Source organism: Herbiconiux dendrobii (genome assembly GCF_052048175.1).
GTDB lineage: Bacteria > Actinomycetota > Actinomycetes > Actinomycetales > Microbacteriaceae > Herbiconiux.
Window position 1 is genome coordinate 15,403 of record NZ_JBLZQV010000002.1, and the last position, 13,323, is coordinate 28,725.

At 63.7% G+C, this 13,323-nt stretch carries 16 protein-coding genes and 1 tRNA gene; 16 read left to right on the forward strand and 1 reads right to left on the reverse strand.

From position 1 onward, the window contains the following. Positions 1–86 precede the first annotated feature (86 nt). The 16 genes from ACN4JJ_RS05005 to ACN4JJ_RS05080 all read left to right on the forward strand — a co-directional run bounded on the left by ACN4JJ_RS05005 (position 87) and on the right by ACN4JJ_RS05080 (position 12,902). Positions 87–1,289 (forward strand): phage minor capsid protein, encoded by a 1,203-nt coding sequence (locus ACN4JJ_RS05005; RefSeq protein WP_440708815.1) that lies wholly within the window; start codon positions 87–89, stop codon positions 1,287–1,289. Between the two features lie 362 nt (positions 1,290–1,651). Beyond that, entirely contained in the window at positions 1,652–2,284 is a 633-nt protein-coding gene (locus ACN4JJ_RS05010) for a hypothetical protein (RefSeq protein ID WP_440708816.1), read from the forward strand. Positions 2,285–2,301: 17 nt separating this feature from the next. Continuing rightward, a complete protein-coding gene (locus ACN4JJ_RS05015; RefSeq protein WP_440708817.1) occupies positions 2,302–3,306 on the forward strand; it encodes a major capsid protein in 1,005 nt (334 codons plus the stop codon). Between the two features lie 2 nt (positions 3,307–3,308). Continuing rightward, positions 3,309–3,719: a hypothetical protein gene (locus tag ACN4JJ_RS05020; protein WP_440708818.1), complete on the forward strand. Its 411-nt coding sequence runs from the start codon at positions 3,309–3,311 to the stop codon at positions 3,717–3,719. Positions 3,720–3,763: 44 nt separating this feature from the next. Beyond that, positions 3,764–3,835, forward strand: a tRNA-Asn gene (locus ACN4JJ_RS05025). A 31-nt stretch (positions 3,836–3,866) separates the two neighbouring features. Beyond that, the gene (locus ACN4JJ_RS05030) at positions 3,867–4,085 is read left to right on the forward strand and encodes a hypothetical protein (protein WP_440708819.1); all 219 of its coding nucleotides are present in this window, start codon (positions 3,867–3,869) and stop codon (positions 4,083–4,085) included. A 2-nt stretch (positions 4,086–4,087) separates the two neighbouring features. Then, a complete protein-coding gene (locus ACN4JJ_RS05035; RefSeq protein WP_440708820.1) occupies positions 4,088–4,501 on the forward strand; it encodes a hypothetical protein in 414 nt (137 codons plus the stop codon). A 137-nt stretch (positions 4,502–4,638) separates the two neighbouring features. Beyond that, the gene (locus tag ACN4JJ_RS05040) at positions 4,639–4,845 is read left to right on the forward strand and encodes a hypothetical protein (RefSeq protein WP_440708821.1); all 207 of its coding nucleotides are present in this window, start codon (positions 4,639–4,641) and stop codon (positions 4,843–4,845) included. Between the two features lie 8 nt (positions 4,846–4,853). After that, on the forward strand, positions 4,854–5,243 hold the full coding sequence (locus tag ACN4JJ_RS05045; protein WP_440708822.1) for a hypothetical protein: 390 nt from the start codon (positions 4,854–4,856) through the stop codon (positions 5,241–5,243). Further along, positions 5,236–5,679, forward strand: coding sequence for a hypothetical protein (locus ACN4JJ_RS05050; RefSeq protein WP_440708823.1), 444 nt, complete (start codon positions 5,236–5,238; stop codon positions 5,677–5,679). Before ACN4JJ_RS05045 ends, ACN4JJ_RS05050 begins: the two co-directional genes overlap by 8 nt. A gap of 94 nt (positions 5,680–5,773) precedes the next feature. After that, on the forward strand, positions 5,774–6,499 hold the full coding sequence (locus tag ACN4JJ_RS05055) for a hypothetical protein (RefSeq protein ID WP_440708824.1): 726 nt from the start codon (positions 5,774–5,776) through the stop codon (positions 6,497–6,499). A 101-nt stretch (positions 6,500–6,600) separates the two neighbouring features. After that, a complete protein-coding gene (locus ACN4JJ_RS05060; protein WP_440708825.1) occupies positions 6,601–7,086 on the forward strand; it encodes a hypothetical protein in 486 nt (161 codons plus the stop codon). 195 nt (positions 7,087–7,281) lie between these two features. Next, positions 7,282–10,335 (forward strand): phage tail tape measure protein, encoded by a 3,054-nt coding sequence (locus ACN4JJ_RS05065; protein WP_440708826.1) that lies wholly within the window; start codon positions 7,282–7,284, stop codon positions 10,333–10,335. After that, positions 10,332–11,087, forward strand: a complete 756-nt coding sequence (locus ACN4JJ_RS05070) for a phage tail family protein (RefSeq protein ID WP_440708827.1) — start codon at positions 10,332–10,334, stop codon at positions 11,085–11,087. The genes ACN4JJ_RS05065 and ACN4JJ_RS05070 overlap by 4 nt, the downstream gene beginning before the upstream one ends. A gap of 59 nt (positions 11,088–11,146) precedes the next feature. Then, entirely contained in the window at positions 11,147–12,166 is a 1,020-nt protein-coding gene (locus ACN4JJ_RS05075) for a hypothetical protein (protein ID WP_440708828.1), read from the forward strand. A gap of 1 nt (position 12,167) precedes the next feature. Then, entirely contained in the window at positions 12,168–12,902 is a 735-nt protein-coding gene (locus ACN4JJ_RS05080) for a hypothetical protein (protein ID WP_440708829.1), read from the forward strand. On the opposite strand, the gene ACN4JJ_RS05085 is transcribed toward ACN4JJ_RS05080, so the two are convergent. Then, positions 12,899–13,300, reverse strand: coding sequence for a DUF732 domain-containing protein (locus ACN4JJ_RS05085; protein ID WP_440708830.1), 402 nt, complete (start codon positions 13,298–13,300; stop codon positions 12,899–12,901). The genes ACN4JJ_RS05080 and ACN4JJ_RS05085 overlap by 4 nt on opposite strands. Positions 13,301–13,323: the final 23 nt, after the last annotated feature.

Below are 13,323 nucleotides of genomic sequence, written 5' to 3' on the forward strand. Positions count from 1 at the left end.
TGCTGCCGCTGACGCGATTGAGTGCCGCATCTGTGACCCGTGCCTGTGCAGGTCGGGCCCGCAAACAGACTGAGTGAGGGGTTGGCGTGGCGTTCTACGTACCCGACCCTGACATCACCTCCGAAGACCTCATCGATGATCTCGGGTTCATGCTTTCCGAACGGTACGTGAACGCCGAAGACGCTCTCATTCAAGAGATCGCGCAGCGCGCCTACCGTGATATCGAGTTGCAGGCCAAGCTGGCCCGTGCTGAGGACGCCGACCGTGCAGGCCTTCGCTACGCCATCAACCGCAACCGGGAGTTGGCCGAGCTAGCCGCACACCGCGCCCAATCCATCCGCGACCTCAACTATCTCGCTCAACAGACCGTGGCCCGCATCCGCGAAGAACGCCTCGCACAACAGGTGATCGACGTGGCCGCCCAGCAGGGCGAAGCGGAAGCCGCACACAGGCTCGCGACGGCCCGCAAACTGCCAAAGACCACCACGCTCACGGGCACGTCTTCGCAGGCCGTCGCGCAGGTCACCCTCTCGCTGCAATCCCGGCTCGAGGTGTTGAACGCGCGCATCACCCGGTTCCCGCAGGACGCCTACCAGCGCATCGTATCGATGACCTCCACCAACGTGCTGCTGGGCGCCCAGACCAGGCAGTTGGCGCAACGCCAGGCCGTGCAGTCGTTCCTGACTGAGGGTATTGACGGGTTCGTGGACGCGAAGGGTCGCCGTTGGCGGATCGGTACGTACGCGGAGATGGCCGGCCGCACCTCAGTGGCTCGCGCGTTCAACGATGCGGGCACCTGGCGGATGCAACAGTCCGGCCTGAACATTGTCACCCCTGTGGGTGCGGTGTCGTCGTGCAAACTGTGCGCCCCGTGGGTGGGTAAGAACCTGTCCACGGACGGCACCACGGGCGTTGTGACGCTCCCGCACGCCACGGACGACCGCCAGGTCACTCTGGTCATTGCGGGGACGGTACAGCAGGCGCGTAACGCCGGGTTCGGTCACCCGAACTGCACCCACAAGCTCGTCGCCGTTCTGCCCGGCCTGCGGAACCCCCAGGCCGATTTCAAGTACGACCCGAAGGCCGAAGAGGCGCGGGAACGGCAACGAGAGATTGAGCGCGAGATTCGGGCCGCGAAACGGCGCCTATCCACTGCGGGTGACCCGGTGACGGCACAGCGTGCACGCCGCGACATCAAGGAACTGCAAACCCGCATGCGTGACCATCTCTCGGCCACGGGGCGGAAACGGAATTCCGCCAGGGAGCAATTGAGCTTCGCTGACGGATAGCCACCACGCCCGCGTGGGGCAACTCGGCGCCCATCGCGGCGCCACATATCTGACAGGTGCCGCTCGCCTCACTGCCGGCGGCACCTTCACCAAACGTCCAGGGGCACTCTTCCCCCATTGCCGGGTAGCTCACCCGAAGAGACGACAACGAGCGTTCAAACGCGCGGCCCATGGCTGCGCCCGCCTAGAGCGGGGCCAGGAGTAGAGCCATTCAGTTGGCCCAGCATCGACGGTGAGATGCCGTCCGGCCCCGCTTCTAGTGCCCAACTTCTCTCACGTCATGGGCGGGCCCTGCAACCCCCGTGGCGTGGGACCCAACACTTCCCACCGCAGGGGTGGGGGCACACGAGCAGGAGGCTCACTTGAAGAACCACACCATCCACCCGGCACGCCGTGACGCTGACGGGTTCGCGACCATCGGCCGCACCCTCCACGACCTCCGAGGCATCCGCTTCGAAGACGGAGAGAACGGCAACGCCCCAGCGGCACCTGCCGCACCCGCAGCGCCGGCTGCACCCGCGCCGGCTGCACCCGCGGCTCCCGCCGCACCTGCTCCTGCCGCGCCCGCCCCCATCAACTACAAGGGCGACCCCGACGAGTACGTTCGCGAGCTCCGCGCCGAGAACAAGACCGCCCGAGAAGCCCGCGAAGCCGCCGAGAAAACAGCAGCAGAAGCCCAGGCCGAGCGCGACACTCTCGCAGGCCGCTCCACCTCGCTCGAACGCGAGAACCACCTACTCCGCAACGCCTCCAAATACGGCGCCAACGCGGACCTCCTGCTGGACTCCACCAGCTTCATGAAGACTTTCGCCGACGTTGACCTCTCGAAAGAGGAAGCCGTCAAAGAGGCGATCGAGAAAGCGCTCGAGAAGAACTCGGCGTTCAAGGCAGCACCAGCAATTCCTTCCACAAGCGGTGGTGGGCATCAGGGCGGCCAGGCAGCACGACCCAAACTCACCCTCGACGGGGCCGTAAAAGCGGCTCTCGCCAGCTAGCTCCCTAAGGAGATGAAATGCCCGTAACTATCGCAGAAGGTAAGTCCAACTCGACTACCGATCTGGACCTGACCGTCATTGACGAGTTCCGCAAGGAGTCGGCGATCATCGATTCGCTGATCTTCGATGACGCCGTGAACCCCGCGGGTGGAGGTGCCACGCTCACGTATGGCTACCGTCGCCTGCTCACGCAGCGCAACGCATCGTTCCGTGCGCTGAACACCGAGTACACGCCCGAGCACGTCACCACTGAGCAGAAGACGGTCAACCTGACCCCTCTGGGTGGTTCGTTCGAGGTGGACCGTGTGATCGCGAAGATTGGCCCCTCCGCTTCCGGCGCGGTCACTCTGAACCTGTCGCAGACCATCAAGTCCACGCGGACCAAGTTCCAGGACGCCGTGATCAACGGCGACGTGGCGACTGACGCGAACGGCTTCGACGGCCTCGACAAGGCCCTCACCGGCTCCACCACCGAGATCGGTACCGGGGCTGTGACCGACTGGTCGGACTTCGACACCAACCCGCGTGCGGAGCACAAGGCCCTCGACAAGATCGATGAGTTCCTGTCGCTCCTCGACGGCACCCCCACGGTGATCCTCGGCAACTCGCGTGCACTTGCCCGCGTTCGTGCCGCAGCCCGCCGCGCAGGCCAGTACACCAAGAACCCGGTGGAAGACCTGATCGGCGACAACGGTCGCCCGGTGGAGCGCGAGACCTACGGTGGCGTGATCTTCGCCGACCCGGGCAACAAGCCCGGAACCAACAACCCGATCATCCCGATTCGTTCGGCGACGGTCGGCGGCTCCGCAGCCACGGGCCTCACCGACCTGTACGCCTACCGTGTCGGCATCGATGGCTTCCACGGTGTCTCCATCGTGGGTGGGCAGATCATCCAGACCTGGCTTCCTGACTTCTCCGTCGCCGGGGCGGTCAAGAAGGGTGAGGTCGAGATGGGCCCCGTAGCCGTGGCGCTCAAGGCAACCAAGGCAGCCGCCGTGCTGCGGAACGTGAAGGTGAACTGACCATGGGGAAGCAGAAGATCGAGTCCCCCGTAGAGGGGTTCAACGGTTCCGTCGTCGGCGTGCAGTTCACCGATGGTGTCGGCCACACCGATGACGAGGCGGCGCTGAGCTACTTCGATCGTCAGGGCTACAAGGTGGCCGGTGTGGTCGATGAGGACGTGAAGCGGGACTACCCGCTGGGCGATCCGTCCGACAAGTGGACCGTCAAGGAGCTCACCGCGTACGCGGCTGATCGCAAGATCGATCTCGGCAAGGCGAAGGGCAAGGACGAGATCTGGAACGCGATCAAGCCGGGAGGCACCCCCTACAAGGGTGTGACCACCCCTGAGGGTGAGGCGCTCGTCAATGACAGCACCGACCCGAAGGACGGCGAGGTGAAGGACCAGACGGACCTTCCCCCGAACGCCCGCTAACACCATCCGGGCCAGCCTTCCCACAAGGCGGGCTGGCCCACCAATGCTCTCTAGCTCAGCGGCAGAGCAACCGCCTGTTAAGCGGTCGGTCGCAGGTTCGAATCCTGCGGGAGCAGCAAACCCTAAACGACTCTCAGGAGGCACATCATGGCGCGCATCACCCACCCGAACCCGCAGCCCGGGAAGACCCGCCCGCAGGTGGGGGGTGTCGTGTTCGTTGATGGTGTGGCCGAGGTGAACCTTCACGGCAAGCCGGTCCTGCGGGACTACTACGAGAAGCACGAGTTCGGTATCGAGGAATCGAAGCCGCACAAGTCGAAGGCTGTCGTGGTGCCCGCTGAGGGCATCCTGAAGATCGAGGGCTGAGCATGGCGCAGCGTGTGTACGCGACCGCGAGCGACTACGAGGACCTCGCCGAGGAACCATTCCAGGACCCGGGCGAGAACGATGCGCGTCTCAACAAGCGGCTCCGGTCGGCGTCCATCGAGATAGAGTCCCTGACCCGCCTCGCCCTGTACGCCACCGATGACGACGGCTACCCCACCGACCCCGACATTTCGGACGCCTTCACAGAGGCGACCGTGGCCGTGGCCGAGTACTGGGAGGGCACAGGCGACTCGATGGGCGTGGACGCGAACGCGGGCGCCGTGTCAATCGGTTCCGTGTCTCTCGGCACAACCTCGTCCAGGGTCGCATCCGGTGACGAGACTGCTTCACGCACCGGCCGGAAGGCGCTCACGATCCTGCGTAACGCAGGGTTGTCCAACAGTCTGGGGTACTGATGCCACGCCTTCAGAAACGGCACCTCCCACACCGCGTCAACATCACCCGCCTAGCCGGCGAGGGTGCTGAAGGACCCACCTACTCCGACCCGGATATAGCCGTCCCGGCATATGTCGAGCAGAAAGCGAAGCTCGTCGTGGACCGCCGCGCAACGTCTGGTACCTCCGGTCAGGAAGTCACCTCGAGCACGTTCGTGGTGCTGCTCCCCGGTGATGACACCGCGCCCGGCTCCCTCGTGACTGTGTGGCCGGGGACGCCCCGTGAGCGCACCTCCGAGGTCATCGCCTCCGACTTCTACGACTACCGCCGCACCCCGTCTCACGTGGAGTTGCGTCTCGAATAGGAGACCCCATGGGATACCGGGCGCGAGTGCAGCAAACGGTCTCCATCGGGCAGGTAGCTGACGACATCCTCGTCAGGCTCGTGGTCGGGCAGAACAAGGCCGCCGAACGGCTGCTGGCCTTGTCCTCCGCGAAGGTCCCCTTCCAGGACGGCGATCTCAGCAACTCGGGTCACGTCGATCCCGCTACGGACGCGGACGAGTCCGCAGATGTCGTCTACGACGATGTGAAAGCCGCCCGCTGGCATGAGGACCAACCACTGATCGACTCCCTCGGCCGCAAGTACAAGGGCAACAGCAACTTCCAGAACGGCCGCTCCTCCCACTACCTCTCCGAACCCGCCGAGCAGAACAAAGACGAGCTCGTGGGCATCATCCGAAAGGAAGGCCGCGGTGGCTGACTCGTACCCGGTGCTGCTGAAGAAAGCGATAGCCGCCGATCTGGACGCTAACGGCCTGGGAATCTACCAGCCGACCGCGGCGTACACCAACGCCTCTACGGCCGCCCTGCCGGGCGTGGTGACCGCTGGGCCCGAACTGCCGACCACCTTCGACCGGTGCATTGTGCTGACGACCCTCACCCCCTTCGATGAGGGCCGCGGAAACCGGGTCACCCCCGTGCAGTTCACCACCCGCCTCAAGGGTGGGCGCACGGACGCTGAGAACCAGTTCGAGGAACTCCGGAACCACTATCACGACCGCCACAACGTCATCCTCGGCGGGCTGTCATTCCAGAAGGTGCTCCTCAACTCGTCCCTGTTCATCAGCGCCGACACCCAGGGCCGCACCGGCTACTTCCTCACCTTCCACTTCCACGGCCGACACATCGTCCCCTAAGAACCTCCCAAGCCTGGGATAACCCACGCCCCGTCGCGGGCACCAACCATCACAGAAAGAAGAAATGATGCCGGATACCACCATCATTGATGCGATGGTGCCTACCGATGGCACCCTCGGTAACGCTTTCGAGCGCATCCTTCAGATGAAGCGCAACGGCGTCTACGAGACCATCCTCGGTGACGCCAACAACTTCAACCCCGTCCCCACCCCCGTCACGCAGACCCGCGAGAACTACGGCAACAAGGGCCTCCCCGCCGTCGAGAAGATCGGCGACTCCTGGGTGGTGTCCTTCAACGTGGAGGTTGTCCGCAACCCCGTCACGAAGGCTGTTGCCGCGGCCATGCAGTGGTACGTGGAGCTCCTCAACATCGCCAACTCAAACGGTGCAGGCAACAAGGCCGACTTCCGTTGGTTCGACGCCTACGACTCCGCGCTCCCCGCCCACGAGGGCACCTTCTCCGTGACCGCCGTTGACCAGTTCAACGCCTACAACGAGAAGCTCGGCTCCACCTTCACCCTCACCTCCGATGGTGTCGTGGCCGACATCGTGTCGCCCATCGCAGGCACCGGCGTTCCCCTGATCGAGTCGGTTCTCACCCCGGCCGGTAAGACGGTGGGTGACGTGATCGTGATCCGCGGGTACAAGTTCGGCGGCACCGTGTCTCTCACGATCGACGGGCAGGCGACCCCGAAGTTCCAGGTCATCGACGCCCGCACCCTCACGGCGATCATCCCCACGGGTGTCACTGGTGCGGCGCCGATCGTGATCACGAACGCGGCCGGCGCTTCGACCGCCTTCAACTACGCGGCGGCCTGATCCGCATGATTTCGGTAGCACGGCAGGGGTGCGACCTAGCGATCACCATCGAAGGGCGGGATGACCTACAGCCGTATGTCATCCCCGCCCTCCCTGGGCGCATGGGTAAGCAGTTGACCCTCGAATACATCCGAACGCTCAACCGCGACCTTCCCGCTACGCGCATGGAAGAGATTCTGATGATCTCCGTAGATGGCGGCCGGTGGGAAGGCGATGGCGACGAGGAACGGCTTGTGCCGCTCCCGCCCGAGCAGCGCACGAACTACGCCCGCCTCGAGCGGGAACTGTCCACTAGGGCCGCGCAGGATGTCCTGCACCCGGCGTTCTTCTGGCAGACCGTCCTCGAGATCGACGCCGTGAACATTTACATCGGCGCCGGAGGTGGCTACGAAGGCGGCCTAAAAGCACTGGGGTCACTGGTGCAGACTTTGGGGCTCTCACCACTCGTGACATCGCCCAGTACGGAATCGGTGACCCTGACCCTGAAACAGGCGAATACGTCGCCTACAAGTTCCCCCCAGGATGGGCCGACAGTCGCGAGGCTGCCCTCAAACAAGCAGTCCCGGAAGCCCAAAAAGGGCCGGTAGGACCCGAAGTCCACGACGTGTGGCCGCTCATCATGGGCGAGCTACACGGCGAAGTCGAACTCGACCTCTCGCAAACGGGCCTCATTCGCGACCTCGCGCAGGCACTCGACACTCACACATGGCACTACATCCGCTCCGCCATCCGGCGACTTCTCTCACTCGATGGCACTTGGTTGCGGAAAGAGGTGATGGCGGTTGAACACAGGCGCGATCGTCTACCAAATTCTGATGCAGGGCGCGGCGGTCTTCAAGAAGGACACCGCTGACGCCGAGCAGGCAGTTGAGAAGCTCGGCACCAAAGCCAAGGAGTCCTCCGAGAAGGTCTCCAAGGCTGGTGACGAGGTTGACCAGCTAGGTAAGAAGGCCAAGGAGTCGAAGGCTCCCCTCGACGCCACGGCCAAGTCCGAAGAGGCCATTGGTAAGAAGGCAGACGAGACCAAGCCGAAGGTCAAATCGCTCCGCGAAGAGATTCGTTCCCTCGGGGACGATGGCACCAAGACCGCCGTCTCTGCCACGGATGCGGCGAAGTCGATCGGTGTTGGCCTCCTCGGGATCGGCGCAGCTATCGCCCTCGTTGGCGGCATGGCGATCGGCTCGTACGCGAACTTCGAGCAGGGCATGTCTCGTGTTGCTGCGGCAACCATGGCGACAGCGGAACAGCAGAAGGCCCTCGGCGAATCCGCCGTACAGGCCGGCGCCGATTCGGTGTTCTCCGCACGTGAGGCCGCTGACGCGCAGACCGAGCTCGCTAAGGCGGGTGTCTCGGTCGATGACATCCTCAGCGGCGGGCTGACCGCCTCTCTGGCTTTGGCAGCTGCCGGCGAGCTCGACATTGCTCGTGCCGCCGAGATCGCGGCCACCACCCTGACCGTGTTCAAGCTCAAGGGTGAAGACGCGGGCAAGGTCTCTGACCTTCTCGCCGCTGGTGCGGGCAAAGCGCAGGGCTCCGTCGATGACCTCGCGCTTGCGCTCGAGTACGTTGGTCCGACCTTCGCGCGCCTCAATGTGCCACTCGACCAGACTGTGGGCACCCTTGCCCTGTTTGCCTCGAATGGCATCCTCGGCGAGAAGGCCGGTACCGGCCTCCGAGGGGTTATCTCCTCGATCACCGCCCCGACTGCTAAGGCGTCGGAGACGATGAAGCAGTACGGCATCAACGTGTTTGATGCTCAGGGCAAGTTCATCGGCATGCAGGGGGTAGCCGGTCAGCTTCAGTCAGCCCTCGGCGGGCTGGACGAGGAGACCCGTTCCGCCGCTCTCGGCGCCATCTTCGGTGCTGAGTCGGCTAATGCGGCCGGAGTGCTGTACGCCTCAGGCTCGAAGGGCGTCGCCGAGTGGACGCAGAAGGTGTCCGATCAGGGGTACGCCGCTGAGCAGGCCTGGCGGATGACCGACAACCTGACTGGTGACATTGAGCGTCTCGGTGGTGCTTTCGATTCGGTGCTGATCCAGTCCGGGTCTGGCGCCAACGAGGTGCTCCGCGACATGGTTCAGCTGGTCACGGGCGCGGTTGACTTCTTCGGCCAACTGCCTCAGCCGTTGCAGGAAACCACCCTTTGGGTGGGCCTCGGCGCAGCCGGTCTGACACTGATGGCCGGCGCGTTCCTCGTGCTGTTCCCGAAGGTCATGGACGTTCGCAAGCAACTCGATGTCCTGAACGAGACCGCACCTCGCACGGCCGCTGTGACCCGCCGAATCGCTGTCGGCTTGGGTGTGGCGACGGTTGCGTTCACTGCCGCCATTCTGGTGGTTGGCGCGTTCGCCGCATCCCAGGCGGAGGCAACGGCGAAGGCGAAGACGTACGAGTCGTCGCTTGATGACGTGACGGGTGCGATCACCAACACGACCCGGGCTATGGCCGCGGACAACCTTCAGGCGAAGGGCGGCTGGTGGATCTTCGAGAACACCGACTCCGCTGCATCCGCTGCGAAGAAGCTCGGCCTGTCCCTCGATGTTGTGACCGAGGCTGCTCTTGGAAACAAGAAGGCCCTCGAAGAGGTTCGTAAGGTCACCTACGACCCGTCCTCCACGAACGTGGATAGGGGCGACTTCGACGCAAAGCTGAAGGCTTCGGGCCTCACCATGTCGGAGTACATCCAAGTGAACCGGGACCTCCGCAACGGTCTCGAGGCCGAGGGCGTCGCGGTTGAGGAAGCGACGACTCTGCACGCCGACAAGGCGAAGGTCACCAAGGACGACACCGAGGCGACCGAGCAGAACGCGGTCTCAACCGACACGGCTGCTGCCGCCTACCTGGCTGCCGCTGATGCGTCGAGCTCGCTTCAGGATCAGTTGCAGCAGTTGCTCGACGTGGTGAACAAGTCGAATGATGTCGGCCAGGACGCCGTGTCCTCGAATGCCGCGTACCGGTCGTCTCTTGAGGATGTGCAGAAGACCATTGCCGAGGCTCAGGCTGGGGCGGAGGGCTACTCCACATCGGTGGATGAGTCCACTGCTGCGGGTGCCGCCAACGCGGACATGTTCCGCGGGCTGGCTGCTGATTCTCAGGCGGCAGCCGAGGCGCAGTTCGTGCTCGACCAGAAAACGATGTCCTCGAAGGATGCCACCGATAAGTACATCGGTGCGTTGCAGACCGGCCGCCAGGAGTTGTACGACCAGATCCTTGCCCTCACTGGGAGCGCGGATGCTGCGCAACTGCTGACCGACAAGGTGTACGGCATCCCGGACGCGAAGCAGGTGGAACTGCTGGCCTCGACGGCGGCGGCTTCGGCGGCGATCGATCAGTTCGTGGCGAAATACAACGGCATCAAGATCACTGCTGACCTATTTCTGGATTCGTCCGGGGGCGACAAGGGGTTGGCTGCTTCGGCGGCCAGGTACACCGGTCAGGCGTACGCCCAGCTGGCGCAGGCTGATGGCGGGAAGGTCAACTTCTACGCCAACGGCGGCCGTGAAAACCACATCGCCCAGTTCGCTCGCGCCGGCACCATGCGGGTGTGGGCGGAACCAGAAACGGGCGGGGAGTACTACATCCCCATGGCCCCTTCGAAGCGTGGCCGTTCCACCCAGATTCTTGCGGCTGCGGCTGCGGAGATGGGTTACGGGCTCGCGCCGGCCGGGGCTCAGTCGTTCGCCGATGGTGGGCGTGCTGGGGACACCATCTCGACCGTTGGTGGAGACACCAACGTGAACGTCGAAGTAAAGGTGGACGGCAACGCAGACCCGTACGAGATCGGGTACGAGACCGGCAGGCAGACAGCTAAGCGACTGAGGGGCAAGAAAGCATGACCGTCACTCAGTCTGTGAACAACCGCTGGAAGGCGGTGTCCCAGCCAGCATTCTCGCGCGGATTCAACCTCGAGCGGTTGGCCGGGTGGAAGCCCGGCTCGGTCGGGGTGCGAGGCGAGTCCATCGAAGTAGAAGAGGGACACGGGGAATACGACCTTCCCGTGTACCGTGGACGCCGCATCATCGAATCCTCCGGATATGTGGTGGCGGCGAATAATGCCGAACGCAACCGGATGAGCGACCGCTTCTCTGGTGTTCTCGCGGATGGGTCGCTGGGCCGAGTAACGATCGAAGACGAGGGCGAGCGGCGGTGGGCGCGCGTCCGCCTACAGTCCGCCTCGTTTGAGGACACGTACCCGGCCCGCGCCGATTGGGAGCTTGCTCTTCGCGCACCGGACCCCCGCATCTTCGGGGACTTGGAGGAGTACACGGGCGGCATTGTAGATGTCATCAACCGGGGCTCGTTCCCCTCCTCGCCAGTGATCAAGGTCTCTGGTGCCGGGACGAACACGTACGGCGTCTACGGCCCCAGTGGCCGCCGTTGGCTGGTCGAACAGGACCTCGTTAGCGGACACCCTCACTATCTGAACATTGAGACCGGTGAGTTGATCATCGACAACGTGCTCTTCATCGGTCAGACCCCTGAGGCAGATTCCTGGGTATGTCCGCCCGGCGTGCGTACCCGCCACACAATTGACCCGAATGGCAACAACGCCGTCATGACGGTCCTGAACCGAAACACGTGGATCTGATGTGGTCATGGTGGATAGTTGATGGTTCCTCGGGGCGGAAGCTGTACCGGGCTCGGTGCGTGGCCGACCGTTCATCGCCCAAACTCAACGGGGTAGGTGACGGGTCACACTCGTTCCTTCTCCGAGGGGCAAAGACCAGCCGGGCGCAGAACCAAGACCTGTTCGCGGCCGATTGGCGCCGCCTGGTGGTGAAGTGCTGGGATGGTGTTCCGAAATACGCCGGCTACATCACTGATGCAGAGTGGCGAGGCGATACCGGAATAGTTGATGTCGATACCGTCGAGTTCCGGGCAATGCTCGCGGCGCGCATGCCTTTCGGGATTGGTACGTACGCGGGCGGGACCCTCACCTGTGTGGGCCAGTCACGGCGCGGCATCATGTACCAACTCATCAACCGCGGCACCCGAGGCAACCTATCCCCCGTCTGGGATCTGCCCGTGTACCTACCCGCCGCGTCCGAGGCAGGCCCCCATACGGTCGAGTTCCCGAACTACAAGTTCTACGACATAGAAACGGCCATCACCGAACACCAGAACGTTGCCGGTGACGTGGACTTCCAGCCGCGATGGTCTTCGGCAGGCACCCTCGAGTTCGAGGTGCGGATTGCTCCGGACTGGGCACCGAAACTCTGGGGCAACGCCATTGAGCTCACGAAAGCGGCTTTGGCGCCGTCAGCTATCGGTCTGCGGAAGAAATGGTCGGGAGGTCGAATCCAGACCGGCTCGTTCACCCCAGGTGACGGTGCTGAGGTCAACCGCCCGCATGGTGAGGCCGCGACTGTAGCGGTAGCCGGAGGAATCCCTTCCCGTGACATCGCGAAGGCATTCTCCAAGATCGAGTCCGTTGACGAACTCAACGTTCTCGCGTCCGCAGAGGTTGCCGCATTCAAGGCGCCGACCACGCAGTACACCATCTCGGTTCTCGCCAAGAAGGTGATGCCGCAGCTTCAAAACGGTTCCCCAGTGAGGGTCTATTCGATGGGCGACGAGATGATCGACCCCGGCTGGATCAGTCTCCGCGTGATCGGCTCCACCCACACCACGAAGAACAAGATGGATCTGAGAGTGCAGGTGATCTGAGTTGGGCATCATCCATGACCTCGATACCGACGACCCGATTGCAGAACTGTTTGACCGGGTGAAAGCGCTCGAGCGGAACGCGCCCACCCGTAACTCGTCGGTGACGCAGGGGCTCTTCCAGTTCTACGGCGGCAAGCTGTTGGGCATGGCCGGCGCGGTGCTCGAATGGATCGGAACCATTCTGTTTACCGGGTCGGTCACAACTTCGGGCCCATTCTCGAATACGGGCCCGTTCACCAACTCCGGGCCGTTCTCGAACTCTGGCAAATTCACCAACTCGGGCGAGCTCGAGCAGAACGGACCGACCCGCCTTGTTGGCGGTGTGGACATCGTTGGGTTGACGCGGCTGCTCAACAACCTGCTCGTGGCGCCGGGCGGTTCGATCACCGTGGAAGACGGACCGATCGTCGTTCGCGGCGGCGGCAAAATTGAGGTCGGAAACTTGACGCTCACCCCGGGTGGAGGGTTCGGCGGACAGATCGACGTAGGCGGGGTAGGCGTCCTCTACCTGAACGCCGTCAACGTGGTGTCTGCCGGCGACTTCACGGGCAAGAACATCTACGCATCCGGCGACATCAACTCGATCGGCGATGTGACGGCATTCGGAGACCTGATTGCCAATGACGACGTAGTGGTGGGCGGCCAGATCGTCAACGAAGGCATTCAGTCGAAGAGTGGCGTCGCGGCGAACGTCTACTACGACCCAGCCGACAGCAAATTCAAAGTCGTGATCTAGGAATCATACTCCGGGCAGTATGCCTGAATCGCTGAGATAGTCACGCGCTTGTTATTGAACGCGGCATCCTCGCCATCGCCCTGCACCGCCACAACGGCGTCCCGGGCGGCTCCGGCTTTCAACTGCGAGCACGCCTCAACGCCGGCACCAATCAATTCAGCGTCACTCGGCACGGTCCCTCGCCAAAACGCTTGGACGCTTTTCACGAAGAACTCGTCCTGCGTGTAGTCGCCATAGGGCGATGCCGTCTCGGTGACTTCGGCCGGCGCCTGGGTGATGGGTGCCGCGGTGGGCGCCGCCGTCACAGGCGTTTCGCTACCCGCCACGGCGGTCTGACCGGCGCACCCGCCAAGCATCAAAGCCAAAGCCGTGACCGCGATAAGCCCCATCTTCTTCATGCCCCGAAGCGTAACGCTTCCGC

Excerpts from the sequence above, each read along its gene's own strand:
- ACN4JJ_RS05015 (WP_440708817.1), top strand. The coding sequence starts at position 2,302 with ATGCCCGTAACTATCGCAGAAGGTAAGTCCAACTCGACTACCGATCTG.
- ACN4JJ_RS05020 (WP_440708818.1), top strand. The coding sequence starts at position 3,309 with ATGGGGAAGCAGAAGATCGAGTCCCCCGTAGAGGGGTTCAACGGTTCC.
- ACN4JJ_RS05030 (WP_440708819.1), top strand. The coding sequence starts at position 3,867 with ATGGCGCGCATCACCCACCCGAACCCGCAGCCCGGGAAGACCCGCCCG.
- ACN4JJ_RS05035 (WP_440708820.1), top strand. The coding sequence starts at position 4,088 with ATGGCGCAGCGTGTGTACGCGACCGCGAGCGACTACGAGGACCTCGCC.
- ACN4JJ_RS05045 (WP_440708822.1), top strand. The coding sequence starts at position 4,854 with ATGGGATACCGGGCGCGAGTGCAGCAAACGGTCTCCATCGGGCAGGTA.
- ACN4JJ_RS05055 (WP_440708824.1), top strand. The coding sequence starts at position 5,774 with ATGGTGCCTACCGATGGCACCCTCGGTAACGCTTTCGAGCGCATCCTT.
- ACN4JJ_RS05060 (WP_440708825.1), top strand. The coding sequence starts at position 6,601 with ATGGGTAAGCAGTTGACCCTCGAATACATCCGAACGCTCAACCGCGAC.
- ACN4JJ_RS05070 (WP_440708827.1), top strand. The coding sequence starts at position 10,332 with ATGACCGTCACTCAGTCTGTGAACAACCGCTGGAAGGCGGTGTCCCAG.
- ACN4JJ_RS05085 (WP_440708830.1), bottom strand. The coding sequence starts at position 13,300 with ATGAAGAAGATGGGGCTTATCGCGGTCACGGCTTTGGCTTTGATGCTT.